This is a genomic window from Dactylosporangium sp. CA-092794 (assembly GCF_050948465.1).
Lineage (GTDB): Bacteria > Actinomycetota > Actinomycetes > Mycobacteriales > Micromonosporaceae > Dactylosporangium.
Window position 1 is genome coordinate 591237 of sequence record NZ_CP192044.1, and the last position, 16143, is coordinate 607379.

General features: G+C 72.6%; 12 protein-coding genes and 2 pseudogenes. 5 read left to right on the top strand and 9 right to left on the bottom strand.

The features are described 5' to 3' along the window. Nucleotides 1–64: 64 nt before the first annotated feature. A pseudogene (locus tag ACQPXD_RS02480) lies at nucleotides 65–985 on the top strand (serine/threonine-protein kinase); the annotation flags it as partial. A gap of 1746 nt (nucleotides 986–2731) precedes the next feature. On the opposite strand, the gene ACQPXD_RS02485 reads toward ACQPXD_RS02480, so the two are convergent. From ACQPXD_RS02485 to ACQPXD_RS02525, 9 genes and pseudogenes are all read right to left on the bottom strand, one after another. Continuing rightward, nucleotides 2732–3268 carry a hypothetical protein gene (locus ACQPXD_RS02485; protein WP_432834390.1) on the bottom strand — a complete coding sequence of 179 codons (537 nt, stop codon included), beginning with the start codon at nucleotides 3266–3268 and terminating at the stop codon, nucleotides 2732–2734. Then, complete coding sequence (locus ACQPXD_RS02490) at nucleotides 3265–3921, bottom strand: hypothetical protein (protein ID WP_432834391.1); 657 nt, start codon at nucleotides 3919–3921, stop codon at nucleotides 3265–3267. Before ACQPXD_RS02490 ends, ACQPXD_RS02485 begins: the two co-directional genes overlap by 4 nt. Before the next feature lie 273 nt (nucleotides 3922–4194). Then, entirely contained in the window at nucleotides 4195–5355 is a 1161-nt protein-coding gene (locus ACQPXD_RS02495; protein ID WP_432834393.1) for an acyl-CoA dehydrogenase family protein, read from the bottom strand. Between the two features lie 18 nt (nucleotides 5356–5373). Beyond that, the gene (locus ACQPXD_RS02500) at nucleotides 5374–7395 is read right to left on the bottom strand and encodes a biotin carboxylase N-terminal domain-containing protein (RefSeq protein WP_432834395.1); all 2022 of its coding nucleotides are present in this window, start codon (nucleotides 7393–7395) and stop codon (nucleotides 5374–5376) included. A gap of 13 nt (nucleotides 7396–7408) precedes the next feature. After that, nucleotides 7409–8986: an acyl-CoA carboxylase subunit beta gene (locus ACQPXD_RS02505; protein ID WP_432834397.1), complete on the bottom strand. Its 1578-nt coding sequence runs from the start codon at nucleotides 8984–8986 to the stop codon at nucleotides 7409–7411. A gap of 44 nt (nucleotides 8987–9030) precedes the next feature. After that, nucleotides 9031–9203, bottom strand: a pseudogene (locus ACQPXD_RS02510) (acyl-CoA dehydrogenase family protein); the annotation flags it as partial. After that, nucleotides 9204–10895: an acyclic terpene utilization AtuA family protein gene (locus ACQPXD_RS02515; protein ID WP_432834399.1), complete on the bottom strand. Its 1692-nt coding sequence runs from the start codon at nucleotides 10893–10895 to the stop codon at nucleotides 9204–9206. It abuts the pseudogene before it with no gap. 8 nt (nucleotides 10896–10903) lie between these two features. Further along, on the bottom strand, nucleotides 10904–11488 hold the full coding sequence (locus ACQPXD_RS02520) for a TetR/AcrR family transcriptional regulator (RefSeq protein ID WP_432834401.1): 585 nt from the start codon (nucleotides 11486–11488) through the stop codon (nucleotides 10904–10906). A gap of 116 nt (nucleotides 11489–11604) precedes the next feature. Next, nucleotides 11605–12282: a Crp/Fnr family transcriptional regulator gene (locus ACQPXD_RS02525; RefSeq protein ID WP_426509797.1), complete on the bottom strand. Its 678-nt coding sequence runs from the start codon at nucleotides 12280–12282 to the stop codon at nucleotides 11605–11607. A 626-nt stretch (nucleotides 12283–12908) separates the two neighbouring features. On the opposite strand from ACQPXD_RS02525, the gene ACQPXD_RS02530 reads away from it, so the two are divergent. From ACQPXD_RS02530 to ACQPXD_RS02545, 4 genes are all read left to right on the top strand, one after another. Then, nucleotides 12909–14120, top strand: a complete 1212-nt coding sequence (locus ACQPXD_RS02530) for a CapA family protein (protein ID WP_432843561.1) — start codon at nucleotides 12909–12911, stop codon at nucleotides 14118–14120. A 98-nt stretch (nucleotides 14121–14218) separates the two neighbouring features. Next, complete coding sequence (gene nth, locus ACQPXD_RS02535; RefSeq protein ID WP_432843563.1) at nucleotides 14219–14896, top strand: endonuclease III; 678 nt, start codon at nucleotides 14219–14221, stop codon at nucleotides 14894–14896. After that, nucleotides 14893–15489, top strand: a complete 597-nt coding sequence (locus ACQPXD_RS02540; protein WP_432834403.1) for a TlpA family protein disulfide reductase — start codon at nucleotides 14893–14895, stop codon at nucleotides 15487–15489. Before nth ends, ACQPXD_RS02540 begins: the two co-directional genes overlap by 4 nt. Next, complete coding sequence (locus tag ACQPXD_RS02545; RefSeq protein ID WP_432834405.1) at nucleotides 15486–16139, top strand: NUDIX hydrolase; 654 nt, start codon at nucleotides 15486–15488, stop codon at nucleotides 16137–16139. Before ACQPXD_RS02540 ends, ACQPXD_RS02545 begins: the two co-directional genes overlap by 4 nt. The last annotated feature ends 4 nt before the right edge of the window (nucleotides 16140–16143 follow it).

Below are 16143 nucleotides of genomic sequence, written 5' to 3' on the forward strand. Positions count from 1 at the left end.
GTGGCCGAGTCCTGAGGTCGGCCGTGACGAGGAATTGTCATACCCCTGCCGTACCGTCTTAGCCGTGACCGCATCGGCCCCCCTGCCCACGGTGCCCGGCCTGACCGGGTTCTCCGTGCTGGCCCGCGGCGGCTACGCCACCGTCTACCGGGCCCAGCAGGAGTCGGTCGGCCGCGAAGTCGCCGTCAAGGTGGAGAACCGCACGATCGAGACCGAGCGCGACCGCCGCCGATTCCTGCGCGAGGCCCGCGCCGCCGGCCGCATGTCCAGCCACCCGCACGTGGTCGACCTCTTCGACGCCGGCGTCACCGGCGACGGCCATCCATATCTGGTCATGGAGCTCTGCGACGGCTCTTACGCCGAGCGCATGCGCACCGCCCCGCTCAGCCCCGCCGAGGCCCGCGAGGTCGGCTTCAAGATTGCCGATGCTCTGGCCGACGCCCACTCCCTCGGCGTCCTCCACCGCGACGTCAAGCCGGCCAACATCCTCTTCAGCCGCTTCGGCGAGCCCGCCCTGGCCGACTTCGGCCTGGCCATCCTGGCCGAGTGGCGCGACGTGTCGATCACCCTCGACGTGCTCACCCCCGCCTACGCCCCACCCGAGACCTTCCGCCACGCACCCCCCGGCCCACCCGCCGACGTCTATGCCCTGTGCGCCACGCTCTATGCCCTGATGCGCGGCCGCCCACCCCGCTGGCGCGAGGACCACATGCCGAGCCTGCTCTCCCTGGTCGACATGTTCAACGAGCACATCCCCGACGTCCCCGGCTGCCCCGCCGACCTGATGGCCATCCTCCGCGCCGGCATGGCCAACGACGACGCCGCCCGCCCCACGGCCCTCCAGCTGCGCGACGCCCTCATCGGCCTGCGGCTGGCGCCGCCCCCGCCCAACACCGTGCCCCCGCTCGGCTCGCCCCCGCTCGAGCCGGTCTACACCTCACCGCCGCTGCCCTCGTCCTCATCCCCGCCACCGCCACCGCCTCCGGCCGACCGCTTGCTCGACTCGCCGTTCCTGGGCGGCTTCCCGCGCGACCCGGAGCAGACCGTCCCGCACGAGCCCGGCCCCGAGGAGCCCCCGACCGACCCGATCGCCGCCCGCTCCACCCCACCCGCCCCGTCGTCGTCCGGCCGCTCGTCTTCCGGCACCTCGTCTTCCGGCGGTTTTGGGTCTTCCGGCGGGCTGGGCGCTGTCGGCGGCCCGTCTGCTGACAGCGCGGTGCCCTCCGCCGGCTCGTCGTCCTCCGGCGGCTTCGGGCCTTCCGGCGGCCCCTCGTCTTCCGGCGGCCTCGCCCCTTCCGGCGGCACCTCGTCTTCCGACGGCTTTGCGTCTTCCGGCGGCTCTGGGTCTTCTGGCGGCTTTGCGTCTTCCGGCGGCCTGGGGGCTTTTGATGGCTCGGCGGGCTCTGGTGGCTCGGCGGGCTCTGGTGGCTCGGCGGGCTCTGGTGGCTCGGCGGGTTCTGGTGGCTCGGGGGTTGCCGAGGGATCGGTGGGTTCCGGGGCGGTTGGGGCAAATTCGTCCGATTCGCCCGGTGGTTCGCTCGCCGGGCGACGGACCGGTCTCTGGGTCGGCGTGATCGGCGGTTTGCTGGCGGTTGCGGCGCTCACGGCGGTGGCCATCGCGTTCAGCACGGGCGGCGGCACCCCGGATCCAACCGAATCCTCCACGGCCACGGCGGCCGCCGCCGGCCCCTCCACACCCCCCACGACGGCCACCGCGACGCCGTCGACGACACCCTGCGGCCTGGTCGCTCCGGCCGGCGCCCTGTGCTCGGCCACCTCGGAGTGCTACGACGCGAAGCCGGCCCCGGTCGACTGCGGAGGCCGGCACACGTGGGAGGTGTTCGCCTACGGCGACCTCCCCAGCGGCAGCCACGTGTCCGACAAGTCCGACCCGGCCGTGGCCACGGTCTGCAGCCCGCCGACTTTGGCCCTGGTCAACATCACCGCCTCGACCTGGGACATCGACGTGCTCCTACCGACCCTCGCCGACCAGCGCTCCCACCCGACGACCTTCCGCTGCCTGGCCGGCCGCGGCGCCAATGCCCTGACCGGCGACCAACTCCACAAGTCCCGCTAGCCGCCGCCCACAGCCCGCCGCCGCCGAGTCCGGGTCCGCGCCAGGCCCGGCCGCGTCGGGCCGGGTTCGCGCCGGGCCGGGTTCGCGCCGTGTCGCGCCGGGCTGGGCCGCGCCGGGCTGGGCTGGGCTGGGCCGCGCCGGGTTTGCGTCGCGCCGCGCCGGGCTGCGCTGGGTCGGGTCGGGTCGGGTCGGGTCGGGTCGGGTCGGGTCGGGCTGCGTCCTACACGTCGGGGGCTGCACGCCGCAGATCACTGCGCAGCGACCAGAACACGACCAGAAGTCTCCGCGATCATGCCGCACCCGCTGTCGACCCCAACGGTTTTTCATGATCACGGAGTGTCCATGTACACCTGTGTACCGAAAGTCTCCGGGATCATGGCAAACCCGTGGTGCGGCCGTGGCGGGCAGCATGATCGCGGAGACATTCGTCCGCGCCGTGTCGGGTGTGTCGGATATTTCGCTCGCCGGGGGATAAATCGGACCATCCGTCATGCGGTGCCGGCCTGGGAGTCGGCGTCGGTGAGCGCTGTGCCCCGCCAGCGGGCGTTGACGCTCAGCCTGCGGTGGTCGTTGGCTGCCGCCTGGCCGCGCGGCACGTGCCCGCCGCCCGACCGACCGGGTCGGGGCGGTTGGCGAGCGCGGCGTGGGCGTGTGTCAGGTGCTCTGGCCGGCGACGGTCCAGCGGGTTTGGAACTGCATGCGCTGGCAGCGGTCGTCGGTGTCCGGGGCCAGGGTCACCGCGGAGCGGAGGACGATTGTCGCCTCCGTGTTGGGGGCTATGCGGTGGGTTGCCGGGTGGTTGTCGATGGCGAATCTCGGGGCGGGGTCCAGGGTGAGCTGGGCGGTGCAGTATTCGTGTGTTGGGGAGTCGTCCGGGGTGGTGCCTCCGGTAACCGTCCTCGCCGATGCCGCGGCGGGGGTGATGGACGTGATGGTCATCGTCACGCGGTTCGGGTTGGCGACGCGCATCGAGATGTCGGCGCTGTGGCCCGGGAACAGGCCGTCCTCGCTGTCGAACAGGGACCGTACGCTGTCCGGTTGTACCACCAGGGGCTGCAGGCCGCCGCCGCGGCCGTTGATGGGGCTGGTGTCCGTGGTGCCCAGGACGCCCTCGAAGGCGAAGCCGGCGCCGCCCAGGGTGGCGGCCAGTGATGTGGCGGTGGCCAGGACGCGGAGTTCGGCGCGGTTCATGCCGTGGTGGGTGAGGTGGCGGCCGGCGTGGTCGAGTCCGATGCCGCTGCGGGAGGGGCCGGCACGGACTCGGTCTGCGGGGCGCTGACGGAGTCGCCGGCCGAGCCCCCGGAGGTGCCCGCCGAACCCCCCGAGGTGCCCGCCGAGCCGGAGGTGCCGGCCGAGCCGGACGAGCCGGAACTGCCGGAGTCGGCGGGGCCCGAGGGGGCGGTGGCGGGAGCGGTTTCGGTGGGGGGCGCCGTGGCGGGCTGAGTCGCCGCCGGCGGTGTGGCGGCGGGTGGTGGTGCAGCGGCGGGTGGCGGCGTGGTGGGGGCCGGCTCGGTGGCCTGGGCGGGCGGTGCGCCGATGCCGATGATCCGGCCGCCCCGCTCCAGGTTGGGTGACCTGGTCGACGACGCTACGGGCTGGGCGATCAACACCGGAGCGAGATGAGCGGCCGAGCCGCCTTGGCCGCCGGCCGAGACGGGGCCGGGGGAGGCGGGGCCGGCAGAGCCGGGGGCGGGCGCGGTGGTGGGGTCCGTCCGGGGCTGGGGAGTGGTCGGGGCGAACTGGGCGGCGCGGCCGAGGACCAGCACGTCGGTGACGGCGGTCCAGCCCCCGCGGGCGACGGCGGGGACGGCGGTCCAGGCCAGGGCGGCGATCGAGGCGGTCACGGCGATGGCGGCGTGGCGGGCAGGTGAACGATGACCGGCTGCGGGATGCCCAGCAGAGAAGTGGAGGCGCACGGCGCGACTGCCTTCCGGGTGGTTCGCAAAACATTGACACCCAGAAGTTTGAGCAGCTCAGGCGCGGTTCGACACCGAACGACCAGTGCGGAGTGCGCGATCGATCGGCGTACCTCGGTCGTGTTTGCGCAGCTCAAAGGCGGTTCGACGGCGACTGGGAGTGACCGGCCTCAATGGACTGGTCACTCCCCGGTGGTGTCGTCAGTACGACTTCTCCTGGCCCAGGAGGTGCTGGGCGACGAAGTTCAGGATCATCTCGCGGGACACGGGGGCGATCCGGGTGGCGCGGGTCGCGCCCAGCAGCGTTGCCACGCCGTACTCCGTCGTCATGCCGTTGCCGCCCAGGGCCTGGATCGCCGTGTCGACGGCCAGGGCGGCGGCGTCGGCGGCGGCGTACTTCGCCATGTTGGCCGCTACGCCCGCCTCCAGGTCGCGGCCGGCGTCGTACAAAGCCGCCGCCTTGGCGACCATCAAGCGGGCCAGCTCGACCTGGATCTGGGCGTGCGCGAGCGGGTGGGCCACACCCTGGTGGGTGCCGATCGGGCGGCCCCACACCGCCCGGGTCGCGGTGTAGGTGCTGGCCCGCTCGAGCGCGTAGCGGGCGGTGCCGCAGGCCATCGCGGCGACCGTGATCCGCTCCGGGTTGAGGCCGGAGAACAGCGCGGGCAGGCCGGCCTCGGGGTCCTCGCCGATCAGGGCCTCGGCCGGGACGCGCACGTCGTCGAGGTACACCAGGAATTGGTTTTCGGGGCTGACGATCTCCATGTCGAGCTTGGTGGCGGTCAGGCCCGGCGCGTCGGTCGGCACGACGAAGAGGGCCGGCTTCAGCTTGCCGGTGCGCTCGTCCTCCAGGCGGGCCACCAGCATGATCTTGTCGGATTCGTCGACGCCGGAGATGTACACCTTGCGGCCGGTCAAGGCGTAGCCGCCGTCGAACGGGCGGGCGACGGTGGTCAGCTTGTGGAAGTTGGAGCCGGCGTCGGGCTCGGTGATGGCGAAGCAGACCTTCAGCGTGCCGGCCGCGAAGCCGGGCAGCATCGCCTGGCGCTGGGCCGGCGTGCCGTGCTTGGCCACGATCGTGGCGGCGATGGCGGGGGAGACGACGAGCAGCAGCAGCGGCGCGCCGGCCGCGGCCAGTTCCTCGCAGACGATCGCGAGCTCGGTGATGCCGCCGCCACCGCCGTCGTACTCCTCGGGCACGCTGACGCCGAGGTACCCCAGGCGGGCGGCCTCCTCCCACAGCTCGTCGGTGTGCTCGCCGGCTTTGGCCTTGCGCACGTAGTAGTCGTGGCCGTAGCGCTTGCCGAGCTTGGCCACGGCGTCGCGGAGGTCCTGTTGTTGAGGGGTGTAGTCGAAGTCCACTGGGAAGGCTCCAAACGACTATGAGGGGGTGAGCACCGCCAGGAGGGCGCCGGACTCGACCTGCGAGCCGGCCGCGACCCGCAGGTCGCTGATGACGCCGTCGGTGGGGGCGTGCACCGGGTGCTCGAGCTTCATCGCCTCCACCGTGAGCAGCAGCTCGCCGGCCGCGACCCGCTGGCCGGGCACGACGAGCACCCGGCCGACCGCGCCGGGCAGCGGCGCGATCAGCGAGCCCTCGGGCTGCTCGGCCGCGGGCAGGGGGTACCGCGGCAGCTCGGTCAGCGCCACCGAGCCCTCCGGGCTGTCCACGAAGGACACCCCGTCGACCTCGTGCACCGCGAACTGCAGCCGCACGCCGCCGACGTCGAGCACCACCCGCTCGCCGGTCGCGGTGAGGATCGCCGCGGGCGGGTGGTCCGTGGCGCCGGCCGGGTCGAGTGCCGCGCCGGGCAGGCCGATGTCCTCCGGGTCGATCCGGCGCACCGCCCAGGCGGCCAGGTCGTTGGCCCGGTCCAGCCGGTAGCCGACCTCGACCGTGCCGGTCGGCCCCTCGTACACCACCGTCTGCAGCGCGCTGGGCACGTTGCGCCAGCCGGAGGGCAGGCCGGGGAGCAGGGCGGTCTTGGCCCGGCGGGCGGCGCCGGCCAGCGCGGCGGCGAGGCAGGACAGGCGGACCGCGTCGACGGAGGAGAGCAGCGGCGCGAAGACCTCGGGGAGCCGGTCCAAGAAGCCCGTGTCGGTACCGCCGGACAGGAACGCCGGATGCCGCAGCACCCGAACGAGCAGGTCGCGGTTCGTGGTCACGCCGTGGATGCGGGCCCGGGCGAGCGCGCCGGCGAGCATCCGGGCCGCCTCGGCGCGGGTCGGCGCCCAGGCGATCAGCTTGGCGAGCATCGGGTCGTAGTGCACGCCGATGACCGAGCCGTCGGCGACGCCGGAGTCCAGCCGCAGCCCGGGCGCGGGCAGCGGGCCGAAGCTGTGCGCGACGCCGGGCACGTCGAAGCGGTGGAGGGTACCGGTGGAAGGCATCCACGCGTAGGCGGGATCCTCGGCGTACAGCCGGACCTCGATGGCGTGCCCGCGCAGCGGCGGCGGCCCGCTGAACGGCAGCGCGCCGCCCTCGGCCACGACCAGCTGCAGCCGGACCATGTCCACGCCGACCACGCACTCGGTGACCGGGTGTTCCACCTGCAGCCGGGTGTTCATCTCCAGGAAGAAGAACTCGCCGCCGGGGGCCAGCAGGAACTCGACCGTGCCGGCGCCGACGTAGGAGACCGCGCGGGCCGCGCTGATCGCGGCCTGGCAGAGCCGCTCGCGCAGGGCCGCGTCGACCGCCGGGGACGGGGTCTCCTCGACGATCTTCTGGTGCCGGCGCTGGATCGAGCACTCGCGCTCGCCCAGGGGCACCACGGTGCCGTGCGCGTCGGCCATGATCTGGACCTCGATGTGGCGGGCGCGTTCGATGTACCGCTCACAGAAGACCGTGCCATCGCCGAACGCCGACGCCGCCTCGCGCCGCGCGGCCGCCACCGCCTCGGCGAGCGACTCGCGGTCGCGCACGATCCGCATGCCCCGCCCGCCGCCGCCCGCGGACGCTTTGACCAGCACCGGGAAGGCGTCGACGGCCTCCGGCTCCAGGGCCGTGGGCAGCATCGGCACCCCGGCCTCGGCCAGCAGCGCCTTGGCCTCGATCTTCGAGCCCATCAGCGCGATCGCCTTCGGCGACGGGCCGACCCAGGTCAGGCCGGCGTCGATCACCGCCCGGGCGAACTCGGCGTTTTCCGAGAGAAAGCCATATCCCGGGTGTACCGCATCGGCGCCGCACTTGCGGGCCGCCGCGATCAGCAGATCGCCGCGCAGATACGTCGCCGCCGGCGAGCTGCCCGGCAGGTGCACGGCGTAGTCGGCCTCGCCGGCGTGGGGCGAGTCGGCGTCCGCGTCGGAGTAGACGGCGACCGTCTCGATGCCCATCGCCCGGCAGGTGGCGAACACCCGCCGCGCGATCTCGCCGCGGTTGGCCACCAGCAGCCTTCTGATCACTGTCGCTATCCCCCTAGTGCCGGAACACGCCGAATTGGGCGCGCTCGCCGGTGCCCACGAGCGCCAGGCACATGCCCAGCACGGTCCGGGTGTCTCTCGGGTCGATCACGCCGTCGTCGTACAGCCGGCCGGACAGGAACAGCGCCGCCGACTCCTGCTCCACCTTGTGCTCGACCATGAACCGCATGGTGCGGTCCTGCTCCTCGTCGTAGGCCTGCCCCTTGGCCTCGGAGGCCTGCCGGGCCACGATCGACAGCACGCCCGCGAGCTGCTGCGGCCCCATGACCGCGGACTTCGCGTTGGGCCAGGTGAACAGGAACCGCGGCTCGAAGGCGCGGCCGCACATGCCGTAGTTGCCGGCGCCGTAGGACGCCCCGATGTTGATCGTCAGGTGCGGGACCCGCGAGTTCGCCACCGCGTTGATCATTAGGGCGCCGTGCTTGATGATGCCGCCCTGCTCGTACTCGCTGCCGACCATGTAGCCGGTGGTGTTCTGCAGGAAGATGAGCGGCGTGCCGCCGCTGTTGGCCAGCTGGATGAACTGGGCCGCCTTCTGCGCCTCGGCGGAGAACAGCACCCCGCGGACGTTGGCCAGCACCCCGACCCGGTGGCCGTGGATCGCGCCCCAGCCGGTGCACAGCGCGGTGCCGTAGGCGGGCTTGAACTCGTCGAACTCGCTGCCGTCGAGCACCCGGGCGAGGATCTCCCGCGGGTCGAACGGCACCCGCAGGTCGGCGCTCGGGATGCCCAGCAGGTCGTCGGCGTCGTACTTCGGGTCGGCGCCGAACCTCCGATTCGCGAACTGCCCGAAGTTGCGGATACAGCCGCGGGCCAGCCGCAGCGCGTCGCGCTCGTCCTCGGCGACGAAGTCGGCCAGGCCCGAGCGGGTCGCGTGCATCACCGCGCCGCCCAGCGTCTCGTCGTCCACCGACTCGCCGGTGGCCATCTTCACCAGCGGCGGCCCGGCCAGGAACACCTTGGCCCGGTCGCGCACGAAGATCGTGTAGTCGGACATGCCGGGGATGTAGGCGCCGCCCGCGGTCGCGTTGCCGAACACCACCGCCACCGTCAGGATCGCCGCCGCCGACAGCCGGGTCAGGTCCCGGAACGCGGCCCCGCCGGGGATGAAGATCTCGGCCTGCTGCGGCAGGTCCGCGCCGCCCGACTCGACCAGGTTGACCAGCGGCAGCCGGTTCTCCCGGGCGATCTGCCCGGCCCGCTGGGTCTTCTTCAGCGCGAACGGGTTGACCGCGCCGCCGCGCACGGTCGGGTCGTTGGCCACGATCACGCAGGGCACGCCCTCGACGATGCCGATGCCGGCCACCACGCTCGCCCCGACCGGGTAGTCGGTGCCCCACGCGGCCACCGGGCACAGCTCCAGGAACGGCGAGTCGCGGTCGACCAGCAGTTCGATGCGCTCCCGGGGCAGCAGCTTGCCGCGGGCGTGGTGGCGGGTCACGTACTTCTCGCCCCCGCCGGCGCGCGCCTGCCGCAGCGCCGACTCGAGCTCGGTCAGCCGCTCGAGCATCGCCTGCCGGTTCTCGGCATAGGCATTGCCGCGCGGGTCGAGGTTGCTCGTCAACACCGGCATTGCCTCAGACCCCCAACTGCTTCGCGATGATCTCGTTCATGATCTGCGTCGACGACCTGGTCGCAGGCCGCGACCGCGGTGTTCTTCGCCATCGCCACCTCCGTAACGAGCCGCTCGCCGCTTGCGACACGCGCCGCGACGTGGCGGACATATGTGCGGGTCACGCCGAGCACCGCGCCATCTCGGCGAGCCGGTGCCGCACCACCTGCCGGATCGCTCACGGCAGCAGCTCCGCCGGCAGGTCGACCACCCGGGAGCGCAGCCATTCGCCGAGCGCCTTGCCCTGGGGGTCGAACCGCGTGCTGGCCGCCACGCCCTCGCCGAGGATCCCGTGGATCACGAAGTTCACGGCGCGGAGGTTGGCCAGTTCGTACCGCTCGACCGGCAACGGCGCCGTCTCGGGCAGCAACTCCTTGAGCCGCTCCCCGGTCAGCTCGGTCCGCAGCCACTCGTAGGCTCGGTCGGTGCGGGCCCAGACGCCGATGTTGGCGTCTCCGCCCTTGTCGCCTGATCTGGCGCCGAACAGCGTCCCGAGCGGCGCTCGTTTGCGTTCAGGTCCGAAAAATCCGGACACTGGCGTGTCCTGATTTTTCGGACATTTCACCAAATTTGTGGTTACCGGCGCATCGATGGCGCGTTGGGTGCCATCCGGAAGTACCGCCAACTGGAAAGCGGCGTCCTGGGGAACGAAATGGCTGGTGAAGACGCCGAACGGGGTGGCGTCGCCGGGCGGGGCGGTGAGAGCCAGGCCCGGGTATGAGGCAAGCGCCAGCTCGACCGCTGCCTGGGAGAACGTCCGCCCGGCCCGCCGCGCGTCGCGATCCTTGATGTGCACGGTCAGCAGCGCGCTGGCCGAGAACTCATCCGCGGCGTCGGGCCGGTCGGTGCGGGCCAGGGCGAACTCCAGGCCGTCCGGCCCGAGCGCCTCGACCAGCTGCGCGCGCACCAGCTCGGCCTTCCGCTCGATCTGCAGCCCGCACAGCACGAACGTCATCGCATTGCGGAAGCCGCCGAGCGCGTTGACGCCGACCTTCAGCGTGGGCGGGGGCGGCAGGCCGCGCACGCCGCCGATGCGGACCCGGTCCGGCCCGTCGGGCGAGAGGGCGATGCTGGCGAAGTCGGCGACGACGTCGGGGCCGGCGTAGGCGGGGGCGCCGATCTCGTACAGCAGCTGCGCGGTCACGGTCTCGACGGTGACCGCCCCGCCGGTGCCCGGGTGCTTGGTGATCACGGCGCTGCCGTCGGCATGCAGCTCGGCCAGCGGGAAGCCGGGGCGGCGGGCGCCGTCGGGCAGCTCGGTGAAGAAGGCGAAGTTGCCGCCGGTGGCCTGCGCGCCGCACTCCAGGACGTGGCCCGCGACCGTGGCGCCGGCCAGCGCGTCGAGGTCGTCGCGGGTCCAGCCGAAGCGGGCGATGCCGGGCCCGACGACCAGCGAGGCGTCGGTGACCCGGCCGGTCACGACGATGTCGGCGCCGGCGGCGAGGCACTCGGCGATGCCGAACGCGCCGAGGTACGCGTTGGCGGTCAGCGGCGCGCCCAGGCCCAGCTCGCCGGCCCGGCCGGTGAGGTCGTCGCCCTCGACGTGGGCGACGGCGGGGGCCAGGCCGAGCCGCGTGGCCAGCGCCCGGATCGCCTCGGCCAGGCCGGCCGGGTTGAGCCCGCCGGCGTTGGTCACCAGGCGGACGCCGCGCTCCAGCGCGGTACCCAGGACGGACTCGAGCTGGCGCAGGAAGGTCTTCGCGTAGCCGGTCGCCGGGTCCTTGAGCCGGTCGCGGCCCAGGATCAGCATGGTCAGCTCGGCGAGGTAGTCGCCGGTCAGCACGTCCAGCTCGCCACCGTCGAGCATCTCGCGCCAGGCCGTCGCCCGGTCGCCGTAGAAGCCGGAGGCGTTGCCGATCCGCAGTACCATCGCCGCTCCTAGACGATCGTGGCGAGCTGTCGTTTCCAGGCGGCGAGCAACTGCCTGCGGCGCGGCGCGTCGTCGGTCAGCAGGTTGGCGACGCCGAGCCCGCGCAGCAGGTCGAGGGTGGCCTGGACCGCCTCGCGGACGCCGGGGCGGGACTCGTCGGCGCCGAGCAGCTCGACGGTGAGCCGGTGCAGCTCGCGGCCGACCCGGGCCTCGATCGGCACCAGTGCGTCGCGCAGCTCCGCGTCGGTGCGCGCGGCGACCCAGACCTCGAGCGCGGTGACGAACAGCGGGCCGGTGAACGCCGCGGTGAGCAGCTCCATGACCTGGTCGAGGCGCTCCGCGCGGTCGCCGCTGAGCGCCGTGGCCTCGGTGCGGATCTCCTCGGCGCGCCGCTCGGCCAGATGCTGCACGGCGGCCAGCACCAGGGCGGCCCGCGTGGGGTAGTGGTGCAGCTGGGCGCCGCGGGAGACGCCGGCCCGCTCGGCGATGACCGTGGTGGTCGCGCCGGACCAGCCGAACTCGTAAAGGCACTCGACGGTGGCCTCCAGCAGGCGGCGCTGCGTGACGCGGCTGCGCTCCTGCTGTGCGGTCATGATTTCCAGGGTGTACCACGAAAAACAAACAGTCAAGCCTGCTTGTTTTTGGCCGAAAGCTAAGCCGCCCTGGGGTGGGGCGGCTCAGGGGTGTCTGTCGGCCGATCGGGAGGGGGTCAGACTCGCGCGCGGCGGGCGAGGCGCTCGGGGTCCATGATGATCACGCTCTTGCCGTCGAGGCGCAGCCAGCCGCGGGAGGCGAAGTCGGCGAGCGCCTTGTTGACCGTCTCCCGCGAGGCGCCCACCAGCTGGGCCATCTCCTCCTGGGTCAGGTCGTGGTTGACCCGCAGCACGCCGCCGTCGCGGGTGCCGAAGCGGCCGGCCATCTGCAGCAGCGTCTTGGCCACCCGGCCGGGCACGTCGGTGAAGATGAGGTCGGCCAGCGAGTCGTTGGTGCGGCGCAGGCGGCGGGCCAGCACGCGCAGCAGCTGCTCGGCGATCTCCGGCCGGTTGGTCAGCCAGGGGCGCAACGCCTGCTTGCGCAGCCGGGCCAGCCGGGTGTCGAGCACCGCGGTCGCGGTGGCGGTGCGCGGCCCGGGGTCGAACAGCGACAGTTCACCCACCATGTCGCTCGGGCCCATTACGGCGATCAGGTTCTGCCGGCCGTCCGCCGCCCGGCGCCCGACCTTGATCTTGCCGGACAGCACGATGTAAAGACTGTCGCCCGGCTCGCCTTCGCTGAACACGACCTCGCCCTTGCGGACGTCGATCGTCTCCATCTCCTTGGCGAGAGACTCCGCGGCGTCGGCCTCGACTCCTTGGAAGATGCCGCTGCGCGCCAGTACCTCGTCCATCGTGTCCACCTCACATCCGTCGGCGCGTCGCCCGCATTCGAAACGACCACGCGATCGTCAGTTTATGCATACGAGGTCGTGTTTCCGACGTTGGGCGGGATGACCATGATACTCGCCGACCTGCGGCGAGTCTGTCGCGTCTGTGGCGCGCGAGCGTGGTCCCGGGCGGGCCGCCGTGCGATATCTTCCCCTCGGACAAGTCGCCGAGGGCTGGAGTGGGGATTCGCATGACGGTGTACGGCGGACCCTCCCGCTGGCCGGACGAGCCGGAGCGGCAAGACGAGCGGACCGGCTACGGCGCAGGTCCCTCATACGGGCAACGCGGCGCCCCCGACGACGGTTACGGCCAGGATTCGGGGCGTTTCGACGGATTTGCCGCAGGGCGCCGAGCCTCGGATGGCACCGGCCCCGTGTATGGCGGCCAGTCCACCGGCCCGGTGTACGGGGGCCAGGCAACAGGCCCGGTCTACGGCGGCCAGGCAACGGGCCCGGTCTACGGCGGCCAGTCCACCGGCCCGGTCTACGGCGGCGGGCGAGAGCCGATCCCCGGCCCGACCCGCCCCGAGGACCTCTACTCCGCCAAGGCATACCAGCCGGAGGAGCGCGCCGGCCGGCGCAAGCTGCCACTGCCCGGCGAGCCCCCGCCCGCGCGCCGCGGCGGCGGCCGGCGCACCGCGATCATCCTCGGCGCCGTGGCGGCCGTGGTCATCGGCGCCGGCACCGCGGGCGCGGCCACGTTCCTCGGTGGCGACGACAACAAGGAGCCCGCGGCCGCCGGACAGGGCCCGAGCCGGACCCAGACGGACGGCGGCAGCTCCTCGCCCGGCGGCTCGCCGGCGGCCAACGGCGGCGCCGTCCCCGGCCCGGCCGAGGGCATCACACTGAGCGCCACCGGCGACATCGTGATGGGCATGGCCCCCGGCGGGCTGCCGCCGAACAACGGCAAGGGGTTCTTCGACCCGGTCAAGCAGTACCTCACCGCCGACTTCCAGATGGGCAACCTGGAGCAGGTGCTCACCGACGACACGGGCGTGGGCAAGTGCTCCGCCGAAAGCGCGGGCAAGACCTGCTTCGCCTTCCGCACGCCGCCCGCCTTCGTGCAGAACCTCACCGACGCCGGCTTCAAGCTGATGAACATGGCCAACAACCACGCCTACGACTACGGCGAGGTGGGCTACAAGAACTCGCAGAAGACGCTGGACGGGGCCGGGATCAAGTACACCGGCTGGCCGGGCGACATCCCGGTCGGCGAGGCCAAGGGCGTGAAGATCGCCGTGGTCGGGTTCGCCTCCTACAAGTGGTCGAACCTCTGCTACGACCTCGACGCCGCCGAGAAGATCATCAAGGAGGCGGCGACCAAGGCCGACATCGTCGTCGTCCAGGTCCACCAGGGCGCCGAGGGTGCGGACAAGACGCACGTCAAGCCCGGCACCGAGATGTTCCTCGGGGAGAACCGCTGCGACCCGATCGCCTTCGGCCACCGGGTCGTCGACGCCGGCGCCGACCTGGTCATCGGCCACGGCCCGCACGTCATGCGCGCGATGGAGTTCTACAAGGGCCGGCTGATCGCCTACAGCCTGGGCAACTTCGCCGGCTACAAGGCGCTGGGCTACAACGGCACCGTCGGCATCGGCGGCGTGCTCAAGGTCCAGCTGCTCGGTGACGGCACGTGGAAGAGCGGCTCGCTGACCGCCACCTACATGGTCTCCCCGGGCCTGCCCAAGCCTGACCCGAAAAAGCAGGCCATCCCGTTCGTGTCCAACCTGACCAAGCAGGACTTCCCCAGCACCGGCGCCAAGATCGCCGACGACGGCACCATCACGCCGCCGGCCGCCTGAGGTTCGCGGCCATCGCTCGATCGGGGTCTCGGTCGCGGGCGACGTATTGTCGTTGCGTGACCGAGACCGCGTTGGCGCTGAAGCGACGGGCGCGGCGGATGTCGCGCGCCCTCGCGACCATCCACCCCGACGCGCACTGCGAGCTGGACTTCACCAGCCCGCTCGAGCTCGCCGTCGCCACGATCCTCTCCGCCCAGTGCACCGACGAGCGAGTCAACCAGGTGACGCCGAAGCTGTTCGCGCGCTATCCGGACGCCGTCGCGTATGCCGGGGCCGACCGGATGGAGATGGAGGAGCTGATCCGGCCGACCGGCTTCTTCCGCAACAAGACCGACTCGCTGATCAAGCTGGGCCGGGCGCTCGTCGAGCGGCACGACGGCGAGATCCCCGGCACGCTGACCGAGCTCACCGCGCTGCCCGGCATCGGCCGCAAGACCGCCAACGTGATCCTCGGCAACGCCTTCGATGTGCCCGGCATCACCGTCGACACGCACTTCTCGCGGCTGACCCAGCGCTGGCACTGGACCACCGAGACCGATCCGGTGAAGATCGAGTTTGGGGTGGCGGTACTCGTCGAGCCTCGCGACTGGACCATGCTCTCGCACCGCGTGATCTTCCACGGCCGGCGGGTCTGCCACGCGCGCAAGCCCGCCTGCGGGGCGTGCACGCTGCGCAAGGACTGCCCGTCCTACGGCATCGGCCCGACCGCGGTCGAGGAGGCGGTCAAGCTGCTCAAGGGCCCGCGCGCCGCCGAGCTCGCCGAGCTGGTGCTATGAGGGCGCCGCTGCTGGTGGTCGTGGCGCTGCTGTTCGCGCTCCCGGCCTGCTCCGCCGATGTCCAGGCCCCGGCCGACGCGGGCGCGCCGGCCGGACCCCGCTGCATCGAGCGCGTCGCGCCCTCGGCGGCGCCTTCCGGGGGTACCGAATCCGGACCGGCACTGCCGGCGATGGCGCTGCCGTGCTTCTCCGGCGGCCGGTACACCGACGTCGCCGACCTCGGCGGCACGCCGACCGTGGTCAACCTGTGGGCCTCCTACTGCGACCCGTGCCGCTACGAGCTGCCCGCCCTGCAGCAGTTCGCCACGGACGGCGCCGGCCGGGTGCGGGTCGTCGGGGTGGTCACGAAGGACCGGCACGCCTCCGCCCAGTCCGTCATCGACGCCAAGCGGCTGACCTTCCCGATGCTCGAGGACCAGGGGCAGCAGTTCGCGATCGCGGCCAGCCCGCTGGTGTCCAAGGCACTGGTGACCCTGCCCGCTACGCTGTTCGTCACGCCGGGCGGCCGCATCGCCTACACATATCAGGGCGAGCCGCTCACGGAGGCGCGGTTGCAGGAGCTGACGCAGCGGTACCTCGGGGTGGCGGTATGACCGATCTGCCGGATTGGTTCGAGCCGTTGCTGACACGCGTCCGCGACAGCGCGGCGTCCGACTACACGCGGCTGCCCACGCCGGACGGCGAGGGGCGGCGGCAGAGCGCGGTGCTCATCCTCTTTGGCGAGGACCCGGCCACCGGCCCCGACGTGCTGCTGCTGCAGCGCGCCGCGACCATGCGCAACCACGCCGGCCAGCCGGCCTTCCCCGGTGGTGCGGTCGACCCGGGCGACGCCGACACGGTCGCCTGCGCGCTGCGCGAGGCCGAGGAGGAGGTCGGCCTGGACCCGAGCACGGTCGAGGTCGTCGCGACCCTGCCCACGCTATGGATCCCGGTGAGTAACTTCCTGGTCACGCCGGTGCTCGCCTGGTGGCGCGCGCCACACCCGGTCGGCCCCGCCGACCCGCGCGAGGTGGCCCGCGTCGAGCGCCTGCCCATCCGCGAGCTGGTCGACCCCGCGCACCGGCTGCGGCTGCGCCACCCGAGCGGCTGGATCGGCCCGGCGTTTCGGATTCACGACATGTTGGTCTGGGGATTTACCGCCGGAGTGCTCTCTACGCTGCTGGAACTCGGCGGGTGGGCGGTGGATTGGCCGACCGGCCGGGTGGAGGAGATGCCGACATCTGGTGCCGCCCCGGTACCGTGAATGC

Bases quoted from the DNA above. Each gene is read 5' to 3' on its own strand.
- nth (WP_432843563.1), top strand. From the start codon at position 14,219: ATGTCGCGCGCCCTCGCGACCATCCACCCCGACGCGCACTGCGAGCTG.
- ACQPXD_RS02520 (WP_432834401.1), bottom strand. From the start codon at position 11,488: ATGACCGCACAGCAGGAGCGCAGCCGCGTCACGCAGCGCCGCCTGCTG.
- ACQPXD_RS02485 (WP_432834390.1), bottom strand. From the start codon at position 3,268: ATGAACCGCGCCGAACTCCGCGTCCTGGCCACCGCCACATCACTGGCC.
- ACQPXD_RS02515 (WP_432834399.1), bottom strand. From the start codon at position 10,895: ATGGTACTGCGGATCGGCAACGCCTCCGGCTTCTACGGCGACCGGGCG.
- ACQPXD_RS02540 (WP_432834403.1), top strand. From the start codon at position 14,893: ATGAGGGCGCCGCTGCTGGTGGTCGTGGCGCTGCTGTTCGCGCTCCCG.
- ACQPXD_RS02545 (WP_432834405.1), top strand. From the start codon at position 15,486: ATGACCGATCTGCCGGATTGGTTCGAGCCGTTGCTGACACGCGTCCGC.
- ACQPXD_RS02505 (WP_432834397.1), bottom strand. From the start codon at position 8,986: ATGCCGGTGTTGACGAGCAACCTCGACCCGCGCGGCAATGCCTATGCC.
- ACQPXD_RS02525 (WP_426509797.1), bottom strand. From the start codon at position 12,282: ATGGACGAGGTACTGGCGCGCAGCGGCATCTTCCAAGGAGTCGAGGCC.